The organism is Pontibacter sp. BAB1700 (assembly GCF_000277005.1).
Lineage (GTDB): Bacteria > Bacteroidota > Bacteroidia > Cytophagales > Hymenobacteraceae > Pontibacter > Pontibacter lucknowensis.
This window is the reverse complement of the sequence record NZ_AKIS01000213.1, coordinates 1-13030: the sequence shown is the minus strand read 5'-3', so window position 1 is coordinate 13030 and position 13030 is coordinate 1. Positions and strand designations below refer to the sequence as shown.

The window sequence follows — 13030 nt, the reverse complement described above, 5'->3', positions numbered from 1 at the left end:
TATGTAATCTATTTCTGATTATGCCTCCCTATTCTTTGCCCTATGTAAATTAAAACTAGCGTCTGCGGCCGCGTCTGTTGGAGATGCGCTCAATGCGCTTGTTGCGCACCCACCTAAGGTATTTTTGCATATCCTCTGCTTGCTGCAGGGCGGGGATGGAGTTGTATAGGGTGGCCAGTTCGCGGTTACTGAAGGTCAGGTGCAGGGTACTGTGGCAGGGCTGGCAAAGTTCGGCCGTAGCACCGTAGCGGCCTCCCTCCTCCCGGGGCACAAGGTGGTGCCTGGTGAGATACTGCACCTCCCGGCCGCATAGTTCACAAATCAGTTGCTCTTCTTTCTTTGCCATACAAGATTTTACTTTTCACAGGGGCTCTCAGTTACAGCTGAAAAGATTGAATTGCCCTGATCAAAGTCCTCTTCAGAGCACAGGGTCCATTATGTTCTGAGTATCATGGTCAGTTCCTGGCAATACAGTCAAGAATACTAAAACGGAGATTTTCCCTTTGGAAAGATTGTTTTGCTGGAACCCTTCAACCTTGCCTTCCGAATTCGATTACCCTATTACATTTCCGGGCACTTGGACTTAAGCCTTGCCCGCTGCACTGGTCCATACTCGATAGCACAGCCTATTTACAGATCATATCCCCACGCTTTCATAAAACATTTGTTCCGCTCGCAAGTTTACAATCCTTGCGCCCTGCTACAATCGCTCACTTCCTGTTGACATTTTCTCAGAGAAACTAACCAATTAAAGTATCCGCTGAAGGAGTAAGGCACTCAAAGGCCAAATCACGTATACCCAAAGTTCTTCGATTAGTCAGGGCATCATTTGGAGAACTATCGTGAAGCATGAACAGAAATAAAATTTACCTCCAGCGGTCGCAAATTATTTGTACATTGGCGCCTGTTTTGATTTCAATGTTTAAACTATGAATAATTTTCAGGAAAATTCTCCTGCTTCGATAAGTGCTCCTGTGCAGGAGCCATTGGTACCTAAAGCTCAGATTCGCGAGGGCCTGCTAATCTTTCTGCTGGCGGCTATCCAGTTTACGCACATGATGGACTTTGTGATCATGATGCCGCTGGGTCCGCAGCTGATGCGGGTCTTCAACATTTCGCCCCGTGAGTTTGGCCTGCTGGTGTCGGCCTATACCTTCAGTGCGGCCATCGCCGGTTTTGTGAGCGCCCTGTTCATCGATCGGTTTGACCGTAAACATGCTTTGCTGGCGCTATACCTGGGTTTTATCATCGGAACACTGGGTTGTGCCATTGCCCCTAACTACGGACTCTTACTACTGGCCAGGGTTGTGGCTGGCGGTTTTGGTGGTGTGCTGGGAGCGCTGGTACTGGCCATAATTGGCGATGCCATACCGGAGCAACGCCGTGGTGCTGCTACCGGTCGTGTGATGGCAGCCTTTTCGGTGGCTTCTATTGCCGGTATACCAATCGGACTATACCTGGCCAGCGAGATGAGCTGGCACGCTCCGTTTTACCTGCTTGTGGGCTTGAGTCTGCTGATTTTGCTGGTGGCGGTGCGCTTTCTGCCAGCCATGCGGGGGCACCTGACCAATGCAAAACGTGGCAATCCCTTCCGGGCGCTCAAAGCGATGGTAGTGCAGCCTAACCTGCAGTGGGCGATGGCGCTCACCGTTACGCTCACCATGGCGGGTTTTCTGGTAGTGCCCTTCATCAGTCCTTACATGGTAGCCAATGTGGGTTTTACGGAGCGTGACCTGAGTTACATCTATTTATTCGGTGGACTGGCGACGGTCTTCACTTCCCAGTGGGCGGGCCGACTGGCGGATAAATACGGGAAGCAGTTTATCTTTCGATGGGCTGCCATCCTTTCTATTATCCCGATCGTGCTGATCACCAACCTGCCGCCTGTAGGTATGGTGATGGCGCTCACTGTGTCCACGATCTTCTTCATCTTCTTCGGAGCCCGCTTTGTGCCGGCCATGTCACTCATTACTTCCAGTGTAGAGCCGGAGTTGCGCGGTAGCTTCATGAGCATCAACTCGTCTGTGCAGCAGCTGGGCGCAGGTATAGCCGCCTTCGTGAGTGGGCTCATTGTGCAGGAAACTGCCAATGGCAGCTTAACTCACTTCAACTGGGTGGGCATCATGGCGAGTGTGGCCACGTTGGTGGCTGTGTGGGTGGTAAGCCGCATCCGGGCAGTTGGCTGACAAGCATGAAAAAAGCCGCTCGTAAGGGCGGCTTTTTATATCTTATCGTAGCGTAAAAAAATTCTGAGAGAAGACCGGGTAGTGCGTCTTACCGTTCCGGAGCAGTTGGAGCACTTCCCGAAGCTCCTCCGGATCGGCACTTTTGAGCAGGTAACCGTGTACACCCTCGTCAAGCAGTTTCCTGACCAGCTCTTCCTCACCGTACATCGAAACGACCAGGATTTTAACAGTAGGGTATTTGCTGAGTACGTAACGGGCCACGGCAATACCATCCATGTCGGGCATTTCGAGGTCCAGCATGATGATATCGGGAAGGTTAGCCTCGATCTTTTCCAGCAGCTCTACACCGTTTGCAGCGTCACTTATCACAGTAATCTCTTCAAAATTCTTTAGAATTTCGATTACGCCCTTCCTGAAAAGGGTATGATCATCGGCGATCGCTAGTGTAAGTGGCTGCAGCTCCATATAGTAAAGCTTAGTTTAGCAAACCAAAGTTATAAATAATAATGATAATATATGCAACAGGGATCACTATTTCAGCTTTGATGCCAGCCCCTAACTTCGAAAAGAAGTTAATGGCACCATTCAGCAGGTCCACACGGCTCTGCAGGTTTTTCAGGCCTAGTCCACCGCCTGCACTTCCTGTATCCAGGGTGGCGTCGTAGTTAAATCCTTTGCCGTTATCAGTATAACGCAGAGTCAGCTTATCGTCTTCCCGATGCAGGTTGATCGTAATCTGCGTAGCCTCCGCATACTTTAAGGTGTTGTTCACGAGTTCTTGAAGGATACGGAACAGAAGCAATTCCTGCCGGGCTTCCAACCGGAAATTTTCAAGATTGTGGGTAAACTTCACTTCCAGGCCACTATCCGGCGGCACAGAATGCACCAGACTGTTGATGGCCTGCACCAGCCCCATTTTGTCGAGCACAACAGGGAGCAGGTCGTGGGAGATGCGGCGCACGCTTTGGATGGCCTCGTCGAGCAATTCTTTGGATCGATGGGCTGTTTCGGCGGCAGCTTCGTTTTCGGCGCACTTGCGCTCAACCTGTCCAATGTTGAGTCGGATCAGGGCCAGCATACCGCCCACTTCGTCGTGCAGGTCGCGGGCTACGCGGCGTCGCTCAGCTTCCTGTGCTTCCAGGGCAGCCTCGAGCATCTGCCGCTGGCGCAGCTCCTGCAGTTCGCGCAGGTGCTCCTGGTGCTGCAACATGCGTCGCTGGTAGGCGAATACGAACACGATAATGCCGATGGCCAGCACCAGCAGTACCGGGGTGATGATGAGTAAAGGAGTTAGGGTTTCTATCATGCGGCCATTCTCTTTAAGATAAATGCCTGGCTACTGTAAAAAAGTACATTCAGCACGAATATGATGGCTAAGCAGATGCGTGCCGTGTCGTAAGAAATAGCCAGTGCTTCGTTAAAGATGGCATAGGACATACTTGTACCGGCATAATAGATTAAGATTGTGCAACTTAGCAAAAACATAGGGTCGCGATCGAGGTAAATGATCTTTGCATTGTTTGCGACCTTATAGAAGTAGGTGATGGCCATCATGATTAGCATCGCATTTGCGGCAATCCTTGAGACCGAATTCATTTTCATGATCCCATCCGCCATAAAGGAATCGTAATAGATCAACAAGCAAAGTCCGACAAACCCGCCAATAATAGATCTTTTCAGGATAAGCTTGTCAAAACTATAGTAAAAAATCCCTGCCAGCACGCTGAAGCCCAGTAAGGTATATACATGTCCAAGCCACAGATTATTTTTGGTACCGGACCATACAGTAATCAATGACACTGCCTCTGTCAACACACCGATAGTGATGAACAAAAGCAACAGCATGAACTTCTTGTTCTTCTGCTTTCTAATCAGCCACAAACCAATTACCAAAGGAAGAACAGGACTCAATATTGATGTCCACCTTAACCAAGGGTAAATATGTCCTATGAAAAAGTCCATTAACCGGCTAATTCACCACTTACAGAACAATCTGGGGGGCAAGGGCTGGATAAATCCAGAATCAGGCCCTCAGTCATATCGCTTCCTTCTTCATCTGTTCCTACTAACAACAACTGCTGTTCGCCATTATCATCCAGGGCATAATAAATCCGCATACCTACGCATCCCTCCTGCTCCAACAGCTTTCTTACCGTATCAGCCCCAAACAAGTGTGAATTGGTTTTCCCTCTGCCGCTTGATCTGTATTTGGCTGTCCATCTCTTTGCTTGGGCACGGTCTATCGGCCCGCCTTCTTTTCCTGTAACTTTCATGCGATCGTAATTTGTTCGTAGCGAAGAATAAATGTAAATATAGAAAATTTTAGATTAAGCAATTTATAGTATTTTTATCTTTTAAATAATCTTACACTTCAAAAAAGAAGGGATGGAACAGGAATATTTTGAAGCGAACAGACAGGCCTGGAACCTGCGCACAGCGGTGCATAAGGATTCAGCTTTCTATGACGTCGCCAGCTTCAAGGCAGGGAAGTCGAGCCTCAATGCTATAGAGTTGGAAGAGCTGGGACCTGTGGCCGGCAAGAGCCTGCTCCACCTGCAGTGCCACTTCGGGCAGGACACCCTCTCCTGGGCCAGACTGGGAGCCGAAGTCACAGGTATAGACCTATCGGACGAGGCCATAAAAGAAGCTAAAAGGCTGAACGACGAGCTAGGCATGAACGCCCGGTTCGTGTGCTCCAACGTGTATGATCTGAAAGAGAACCTGCAGGGGCAGTTTGATATTGTGTTCACCTCATACGGCGTCATCGGCTGGCTGCCTGACCTGAACCGCTGGGCCGAAGTAATCGCACATTTCCTGAAGCCGGGCGGCACTTTTTACATGGCGGAGTTCCATCCTGTGGTATGGATGTTCGACAATGACTTCACGCAGGTTCAGTACCCCTACCATAACTCCCCCGAACCGATTGTAGAGGAAAGCACCGGCACCTACGCCGATCCGGAGGCACAGATCCAATACAAAGAATACACCTGGAACCACAGCCTGAGCGAAGTGATCACGGCTCTGCTAAACCAAGGGCTGCAACTGGAGCTATTCCACGAATTCCCCTACTCCCCCTACAATTGCTTCAGCCACACCGTGCAGGGCCCCGACGGCCACTGGCGCATCAAGCATTTAGAAAACCTGATTCCGATGGTGTATAGTTTGAAATGTAGCAAGGTGTAGCTTCCTCCGGTTATGGATTTGCGCTAAACGACTGCATCCATGGAATCAAGTCGGTAAGCATCGGAATCAGGCTGCTGCCGTGTGTGCCATTCTGTATAGGTATAAGCTCCAGACTTGGGGCACCAGCGGCCTTCATACGCTCATAGGTCTGCTTAGAATTAGCGTAAGGTACAATCACATCGGCAGTGCCATGATATAGTCGAGTCGGGCTTTGTGGCACCCAGCTGTTAAAGCTATTGTCCTGCAAGGCCTTCTTGAGCGTCTGCTCACCATTCCCACGGAGTCCTTCCAGGAAATTAGCCGAAAACAGATTCTCCGTCTGGGTAGTCAGTTCCTTGTTGATAGCGCTGCCGCTGTTCTGCCCATTGAAAAGCGTTGCTAGTCGGGTAGCGTAAGGCTCCTGGTAAAAGTCGGTGAGCGGACGGTTCCACTCATACGTTTTATTGTAGCTCATCAGCACATAGGCCAGGTAGGCCGGATAGGTATAAGGCTTTCCTGCAACTACATCGGCCAGCATCTCAGTCAGGTCGTAGCCACCGGCTCCTGCACCGGAGGCGGTGATTTTTAGGCCATGCTGCGGATTAGTTTCTATTTCTTTTTGTGTAGCCAGTGTTACATAGCCGCCTTCGGAGTAGCCCGCCAGAAACAACTGCCCATTGTCAGTCATACCTTCCTGGGCGTAAAGCGACTTGGCCGCCTTGATCATATCGACCACGGCTATACCTGAGGACTGTTGATGATAGTAGGGGTGCAGTAGTTGTTTAGAAGCACCGAAACCCAGGTAGTCAGGTATAAGCGTGATGTAGCCCCCAGAGGCGAATACCTCAAAACCAGTCAGGCCGCTACTTGTGGCAGAAGGTGCCTCATCGTGTTTAAAGATGGTACCATGCTGCACGCTCAACACCGGAGCGGGAGTAGTCAGGTTCATCGGCAGAGCGACTAAGCCGGAGGCTACGGTTTCGCGTCCCTGGAAAGTGGTGCGGTAATTTACTTTGTAAATCGCCACATCATATTTGATCTGATTCTGGAAGCTACCGGCATAGGCGCCGGCCAGTTGCTTGAGCATGGCAGCCGGCAGGGTGCCTACCTTCTCTGACGAAACGAGCAGTTCGCGCTCCACTACGTTTTCAGGTACAGCCGCATCGCTTTTGCTGCATGAGTTGAGCGGGAAGGTGGTTGTTACTAATAGAGCAGCAATCGCCAGAGAGCTGATCCAGTACTTCAGCTTATATTTTAAGTTCGTCATGTTAATCAGGGAAAATCTTGTCAATACAATAATCAAGCCGCGCTGGCTATAGTTCCCGGTTGGTATACAAACCAGGTAGAGCGCAGTCCATCCTGCATTTATAATGCCGGGATGCAGTATCCACGCCGTGTATCCTCCACTCAGAAAAGCGTAACATGATGTGCCTTCCGTATGACTAGTTGGTGTTCGCGGCTTTTATCTTTTAGCTTTGCACTTCGTAAAATAGGTTAAACAAGAGAGCTATGGCAAAGAAATCATTCGCTGAACTGATCAAAAGCCCGGGCATGCCGGTACTCGTGGACTTTTATGCCGACTGGTGCGGCCCCTGCAAAATGATGAACCCGGTGGTGGAGCAACTAGCGAAGGACTTTTCGGGTAAGCTGAAGGTCATCAAAATAAACGTGGACAAGAACCAGGCAGCCGCACAGCAGTACCGTGTGCAGGGCGTGCCGACTTTTATGCTTTTCAAAAACGGACAGGTAGTTTGGAAACAGGCCGGTGCTGTGCCGGGACATCAGCTAAACCAAATCATTCAGCAAAACCTGTAGGAATCAATGATGAGTAGTGAGTAATTTTATAATTTGTAATTAAGAGTAGCGGAAGCTGGTATACCTGAGCTTCAGCTGCTTGGCGCTTCCACTCAACGACTTCCAAACCATTCTTAATTACTTACTACTCATCATTGATATGGAAGATCAGGCTGAAAGTGGTAGGGCCGCCTGGGGGGCTGCTGACACGTATGCTGCCTCCATGCTGCCGCATGATTTGCCTGGAGAGGCTGAGACCTATACCTGAGCCCTGCTTTTTGGTGGTAAAAAAAAGGAATAAAAATCTTATCCAGGTCTTCAGGAGCAATCCCTGTCCCATTGTCCTGCACATCAATCCTAAAGCGATTTCTGTCCTGCTCTTCCTGATAGGCAATTACCTCCACACAGGGTCTTGCTGTCTGCTGACATGCTTCCATCCCATTCTTGATCAGGTTGATCAACACCTGTTCGATCAGTTCCGGGTCTAGCTGCAGTTCAGCCTTCTCATGGCGCAGGTAGATGGAAAGCCTCGTTTGCCTGGCCTCCATTTCAGGCTGCAGCAGGGTCTGTACATTTTTGAGCAGGTCCTTTACTTTAACAGTCTGAACTTCTGGCGTGGGCACCCGCATCAGGCGGCGATAGTTCTGCACGAAATGGAGCATCCCGGTACTTCGTTTCTCAATCGTGCGTAATCCAGCCTGTATATCTTCCAGCGCCTCCTCCTCGGGCATTTCTCCGGCGGCGGCCTTTGCGACCACCTCCTCTTCTACCAAATCCGAAACAGTAGCCGTGAGGGAGATGACCGGTGTAATGGTATTCATAATTTCATGGGTGAGCACCCGGATCAATTTCTGCCAGGTTTGCAGCTCCTGCTCCTCTAACTCTGATTTGATATTCTGGCACGACACGATCTTCAAGGTACGCCCCTGCGAGAACAGGGTGGTGGCATGCAGGGCCAGTTGCAGCTGTTCATCCCGTACCTGAAGGCTAACAAGCCTTCTCTCGTTGTGAGCGATGCTGTGCAACGTTTCCACCAACTCCTCACTGATGCGGCTCAACGATTCTATATGCTCCAGGTGAGGAGTGTGCAGTACTTCCTTCAACACATGATTCACCAACTCCACACGCCCATTCTCCTCAAAAGAAACGATACCTACGCCAATGTGCTCCACGATCGCCTGCAGGTACAAGTGGTGTGCCTGTTTGTCCGTTTTGATGCGCTGGAAGGCATCTGCCACATCATTAAACGACTGATAAAGCTCCTTATAGGTCGGATTGCCACCTTCTAGAGCGAAGCGCTGTGTAAAGTCTGAGTGCTGAATAGCTTCCAGAAAGCTTGAAATATCCCGGTTGGTTCGTTCTACAAAATGCACCAGGTCATAGAGCTGAAAAAGCAGTAACAATCCAATGCAAACGGCTGTCATGTACCATTCAGTACGGTATAGAACCAGTGTGATGCCGAAAATGCTGATGATCAATAGCATCACCCGCAGCAGTAGGTTAATTCTGAAGCGGTTATAAACCATGTTTTTCTATTCGTCGGTAAAGTGCTGTCCTGGTAATGCCGAGTTCCTTTGCTGCATGGGTAATATTGCCAGCGTGTTTGACAAGGGCTTTCTGCACCATCATTTTTTCCAGTGCCTCCAAGGTATAGTCGCTTTCCAAAACAGGCTCATTACCGGTGACCTTAGCTGATACATCGTCCGGGGCAAAGTAGAAATCCTCTGGATGCAGCTCCTGCTGGTCACACAGAATCACGGCCCGCTCCAGGGCATGGTCGAGTTCCCGGATATTGCCCGGCCAGCGGTACTCGGTCAACCGGCGGATGGTGCCAGGGGCTATACCTAGTCCTTCACGTTCATATTTCTGGCTGTACACGCGCAGGAAATGCTCCGCCAGCAAGCGTATATCCTCCCGACGCTCCCGCAATGGGGGCAGGTATATCTCTACGGTGTTCATCCGGTAAAGCAGGTCCTGCCGGAAAGTGCCCTCCCGTACCATGTCGTACAGCGGCATGTTGGTCGCGCAGATCAGGCGGATATCAATGGGGCGGGGCTTGTTGGTGCCGAGCCGGATCACCTGGCGGCTTTGCAACACGGACAGGAGTTTAGCCTGAAGTGGCAGCGACAGATTGCCTATTTCGTCCAGGAACAAAGTTCCGCCATTAGCCGCTTCTATCCGTCCCATGCGCTCTTCCTTGGCATCGGTAAAGGCGCCCTTGGCATGGCCGAACAACTCACTTTCAAAGAGTGTCTCACTAATAGCTCCCAGGTCTACCTTCTCAAAGACCTTATCGGCCCGTTTTGACTTACGGTGCAGGGCACGTGCTGCCACTTCCTTGCCTGTGCCGTTCTCTCCGAGTATCAGTACATTGGCATCCGTACCGGCTACTTTTTCTATCGTCTGGTATACCCGCTGCATGGCCGGTGATACGCCAATAAAACCGGCATAGTGGAAGGCGGTCTGGTTTCGCGCCGCTGTTTCAGCACTGCGTTTGCCTACCCCCCTATTCTGCTGACAGGCAGTTTTGAGGATAGCCACCAGTTTATCGTTCTGCCAGGGTTTTAGTACAAAATCGGTGGCCCCTTCTTTAAGGGCACGCACTGCCAGCTCAATATCGCCATAGGCGGTCATCAGAATTACCTTGACTGCCGGTGCCAGTTTCAGGATCTGTTTTAGCCAGTGCAGTCCCTCCTTACTGGAGGTAGCGCCGGTGCTGTAATTCATATCCAGCAGCACTACATCAAACCGGTGCTCCTGCAGCAAAGCCGGAATGCTATAGGGATCCGAAGCTGTCACCACCGTAGCAAAGTGCTGCTTGAGCAGCAGTCTGCTTGCCAGCAGGATGTCTTCTTCGTCATCTACCACCAGTATTTTACAATCGGTTTTCCGCATGAGCTGCAAGGGCTTTACAAATTCTTCGGGGTAAAGAAATACTTTCTGTTTCAGAATACCAAAAGTTACAGCACCATGTCCCGCCGCAAATTCAGAAAGAGAAAAACAGTGTATTTTTACTTGTATGTTCAAGTGTTCGCATACAGACAAAGTAGTGTACGATACCGAACAGTTTAGCCCGACACCACCAGTCAAACAATGCACAAAACACTGTCATACAGCATTTTAATTACAATGGCACATTTATTGGCAATCCTTGTGCAGCATTACACAGAAACTCTTTCCCGGCTATGGATCGCGTCATAGAAAAGAAAAAATACACCCCCAAGAAAATCGCTGCTGCAGTCGGTGCCGCCCTGCTGTTGGTAGTGATTCTATACAACCTACTTTTTGCAGAACACTCCTCTAAACTCAACGTTGACAGCAAGCGCATTACCGTAGGCACAGTAGAGAACGGCGTGTTCCAGGAATTCATCGCCATTGATGGTGCAGTGGAGCCTCTCAAAACATTCTACCTGGACATATCAGAAGGTGGCCGTGTGGAGAAGATCTATACCGATGACGGCCGCATGGTGGAAAAAGGAGATACTATTCTGAAGCTTTCCAACACAACGCTCCAGATCGACTTCATGACCCGTGAAACGCAGCTCTATGATTTAATGAACGAACGTCAGAATTCTGAGATCACCATGAAACAGGAGCAGATCAGGCAGCTGAACCAGCTAGCCGAGGTTGAATACAACCTGGCAACCGCTGAGCGGGCCTACAACCGGAATAAAGTACTGTTCGATGAAAAAGTGATCTCGCAGGAGGAATTTCAAGCCTCTAAAGACGAATACGAGTACCTTAAAAAACGCAAGATTCTGGGCGACCGCTCCGTGAAGCAGGACGCAAAGCTGTTGGATGACCGCCTGCGCCAGCTGGATGAGTCTATCAGAAGAATGCAGGCCAACATCAACATGGCCCGCAATACATTGAACAGCTTGTATGTCACGGCCCCTATATCCGGTCAGCTTTCTACGCTGAAGGCGCAAGTGGGCGAGTCAAAAGGCCCCGGCGAGAACATTGGCCAGGTAGACGACATGAGCGGTTACAAGGTGAGGGCCTCTATTGATGAGCACTACATCTCCCGCATTTATCCCGGGTTGGAGGGCAACTTCGACTTCAACGGACAGAACTATAAACTGAAAGTAGCCAAGGTGTTCCCTGAAGTGCAGGGCGGCACTTTCCAGGTAGACCTGGAATTTGCCGGGGACACCACTCCGCAAGGTATACGCCGCGGTCAGACGTTACAGATCAGGCTGAACCTGAATGATGGCGGCAAGGCCGTACTCCTGCCACGCGGCGGCTTCTACCAAAGCACAGGCGGCAGCTGGATATTCGTGGTGGATAAGTCAGGGGATCATGCGACCAAACGCTCCATCAAACTCGGACGCCAGAACCCGAAGCATTACGAAGTGCTTGACGGACTGAAGCCAGGTGAGAAAGTGGTCCTCTCCTCCTATGAAAGCTACGGCGATATAGACCGGCTGGAGCTGAAATAGAAATGGAGATATGGAGATTTGGAGATGGGAGTTAAATATAGTAGTATATCCCAGGCAACAATTGACAATCAGCAATTAACGATTAACAATTAGCAATCAACAATAAAGAAATCATGAGCAAGGAAGAATTTATCATCGAAACACAGCAGTTAGAGAAAAAATACATCACCGATACGGTTGAAACGACTGCCCTGGCGGGTGTGGATCTGCGCATCGCCAAAGGCGAATTTGTGGCGGTGATGGGTCCATCCGGTTGTGGCAAGTCCACGCTGCTGAACATCCTCGGTTTGCTTGACAGTCCTTCGGGCGGTACTTTCCGCTTCCTGGGCCAGGACATCAGCCATGCATCCGAGCGCCAGCGTGCCAAGATCCGCAAGCATAACCTGGGCTTTGTGTTCCAGAGCTTCAACCTGATCGATGAGCTCACGGTAGAGGAAAACATTGGTCTGCCACTAGCTTACCTGGGTATACCGCGTGCTGAGGCAGACAAGCGCGTGAAAGAGGCCATGGAACGCATGGGCATCGCCCACCGCCATGCGCACTTCCCACAGCAGCTTTCCGGTGGTCAGCAGCAGCGTGTCGCCATTGCCCGTGCCACGGTATCCAACCCCAGCCTGATCCTGGCTGACGAACCGACCGGTAACCTGGACTCGGTACACGGCCGTGAGGTGATGTCTTTGCTGTCTGAGTTGAATGATGCCGGTACGACGGTGGTAATGGTAACGCACTCTCCTTCTGATGCTGAATATGCGCACCGCATTGTAAACCTGTTTGACGGCCAGATCGTGACAGAAAGTCTTAACGCCAGAAAGCACGCTGCCGAGCTGCTCTAAGGCTGATAGCAGAAAAGTCTTCTGCCTTGTGTGATGTCAGCCTCTATGCAATAGCAGATAGGCTTCACCTTCATGTGTGCGGCGGCCCTGGCAGCGTAAGCATCCTGCAGGTATAGCCTTAGCCTATTGACCAAATAAACTGAGTAACTAAAGCGGTAAAGATCTATGCTCAAGAATTACTGGCTTACCTCCTGGCGCAGCATAACACGAAACAGGGTACATGCTGCCATCAACATCATTGGTTTGGCTGTAGGTATAGCTTCCTGCATACTCATCTACCTGTTCCTGCAACATGAACTGAGCTACGATCAGAGTTTTAGTGATGCTGACAGGCTGTATAGAGTTACGAGTGATATGAGCCTGAACGGACAGGCTAAGAAAACCGCACTCAGCCATGGTCCGCTCGCGCAAACCCTGACCGAGGAGTATCCGGAGGTAGAGCAGGCAACGTTTCTTCTGCAAATGGGCCAGAATTCGCTCCGTTAAAAAGAAAATGCCCTTACTGTAGGCATTTCCTACGCTGACAGTAATTTTTTCAAAGTACTGCCTTTTCCCTTTGTACGCTGGCGATCCCGCTACTGCCCTGCAAACCCATTTTCAGTAGTAGTGACCGAAG

At 50.4% G+C, this 13030-nt stretch carries 14 protein-coding genes and 1 pseudogene; 6 read left to right on the top strand and 9 right to left on the bottom strand.

Annotation, left to right across the window (positions count from 1 at the left end):
- Nucleotides 1–55: 55 nt before the first annotated feature.
- Complete coding sequence (locus O71_RS20020) at nucleotides 56–346, bottom strand: HNH endonuclease (RefSeq protein ID WP_007660744.1); 291 nt, start codon at nucleotides 344–346, stop codon at nucleotides 56–58.
- A gap of 583 nt (nucleotides 347–929) precedes the next feature.
- Here O71_RS20020 and O71_RS20015 point away from each other — a divergent pair.
- Entirely contained in the window at nucleotides 930–2186 is a 1257-nt protein-coding gene (locus O71_RS20015) for an MFS transporter (protein WP_007660742.1), read from the top strand.
- Between the two features lie 42 nt (nucleotides 2187–2228).
- Here the strand turns inward: O71_RS20015 and O71_RS20010 are convergent, their stop codons facing one another.
- From O71_RS20010 to O71_RS19995, 4 genes are read right to left on the bottom strand one after another with little or no spacing between them, the layout of a single operon-like run.
- Complete coding sequence (locus O71_RS20010; RefSeq protein WP_007660740.1) at nucleotides 2229–2651, bottom strand: response regulator transcription factor; 423 nt, start codon at nucleotides 2649–2651, stop codon at nucleotides 2229–2231.
- 10 nt (nucleotides 2652–2661) lie between these two features.
- On the bottom strand, nucleotides 2662–3492 hold the full coding sequence (locus O71_RS20005) for a sensor histidine kinase (RefSeq protein WP_007660738.1): 831 nt from the start codon (nucleotides 3490–3492) through the stop codon (nucleotides 2662–2664).
- A complete protein-coding gene (locus O71_RS20000) occupies nucleotides 3489–4148 on the bottom strand; it encodes a hypothetical protein (RefSeq protein ID WP_007660736.1) in 660 nt (219 codons plus the stop codon). The genes O71_RS20005 and O71_RS20000 overlap by 4 nt, the downstream gene beginning before the upstream one ends.
- Nucleotides 4148–4459, bottom strand: a complete 312-nt coding sequence (locus O71_RS19995; RefSeq protein WP_007660733.1) for a hypothetical protein — start codon at nucleotides 4457–4459, stop codon at nucleotides 4148–4150. Before O71_RS19995 ends, O71_RS20000 begins: the two co-directional genes overlap by 1 nt.
- A 112-nt stretch (nucleotides 4460–4571) precedes the next feature.
- Between O71_RS19995 and O71_RS19990 the strand changes: the two genes are divergently transcribed.
- A complete protein-coding gene (locus tag O71_RS19990) occupies nucleotides 4572–5369 on the top strand; it encodes a bifunctional 2-polyprenyl-6-hydroxyphenol methylase/3-demethylubiquinol 3-O-methyltransferase UbiG (protein WP_007660731.1) in 798 nt (265 codons plus the stop codon).
- Between the two features lie 10 nt (nucleotides 5370–5379).
- On the opposite strand, the gene O71_RS19985 is transcribed toward O71_RS19990, so the two are convergent.
- Nucleotides 5380–6615, bottom strand: coding sequence for a lipase family protein (locus tag O71_RS19985; RefSeq protein WP_007660729.1), 1236 nt, complete (start codon nucleotides 6613–6615; stop codon nucleotides 5380–5382).
- A 242-nt stretch (nucleotides 6616–6857) separates the two neighbouring features.
- Between O71_RS19985 and trxA the strand changes: the two genes are divergently transcribed.
- Nucleotides 6858–7163, top strand: coding sequence for a thioredoxin (gene trxA, locus O71_RS19980; protein WP_007660722.1), 306 nt, complete (start codon nucleotides 6858–6860; stop codon nucleotides 7161–7163).
- 124 nt (nucleotides 7164–7287) lie between these two features.
- Here trxA and O71_RS27625 read toward each other — a convergent pair whose 3' ends face one another.
- The 3 genes and pseudogenes from O71_RS27625 to O71_RS19970 form a co-directional block, all read right to left on the bottom strand.
- Nucleotides 7288–7377 (bottom strand): hypothetical protein, encoded by a 90-nt coding sequence (locus O71_RS27625; protein WP_369751003.1) that lies wholly within the window; start codon nucleotides 7375–7377, stop codon nucleotides 7288–7290.
- Between the two features lie 118 nt (nucleotides 7378–7495).
- Nucleotides 7496–7579: pseudogene (locus O71_RS27620) on the bottom strand (hypothetical protein); the annotation flags it as partial.
- A gap of 1078 nt (nucleotides 7580–8657) precedes the next feature.
- Nucleotides 8658–10037: a sigma-54 dependent transcriptional regulator gene (locus O71_RS19970; RefSeq protein WP_040574948.1), complete on the bottom strand. Its 1380-nt coding sequence runs from the start codon at nucleotides 10035–10037 to the stop codon at nucleotides 8658–8660.
- 290 nt (nucleotides 10038–10327) lie between these two features.
- On the opposite strand from O71_RS19970, the gene O71_RS19965 reads away from it, so the two are divergent.
- From O71_RS19965 to O71_RS19955, 3 genes are all read left to right on the top strand, one after another.
- Entirely contained in the window at nucleotides 10328–11581 is a 1254-nt protein-coding gene (locus tag O71_RS19965) for an efflux RND transporter periplasmic adaptor subunit (RefSeq protein WP_007660719.1), read from the top strand.
- Between the two features lie 113 nt (nucleotides 11582–11694).
- On the top strand, nucleotides 11695–12414 hold the full coding sequence (locus O71_RS19960; RefSeq protein ID WP_007660718.1) for an ABC transporter ATP-binding protein: 720 nt from the start codon (nucleotides 11695–11697) through the stop codon (nucleotides 12412–12414).
- A gap of 165 nt (nucleotides 12415–12579) precedes the next feature.
- Nucleotides 12580–12900, top strand: coding sequence for an ABC transporter permease (locus O71_RS19955; protein ID WP_007660717.1), 321 nt, complete (start codon nucleotides 12580–12582; stop codon nucleotides 12898–12900).
- The last annotated feature ends 130 nt before the right edge of the window (nucleotides 12901–13030 follow it).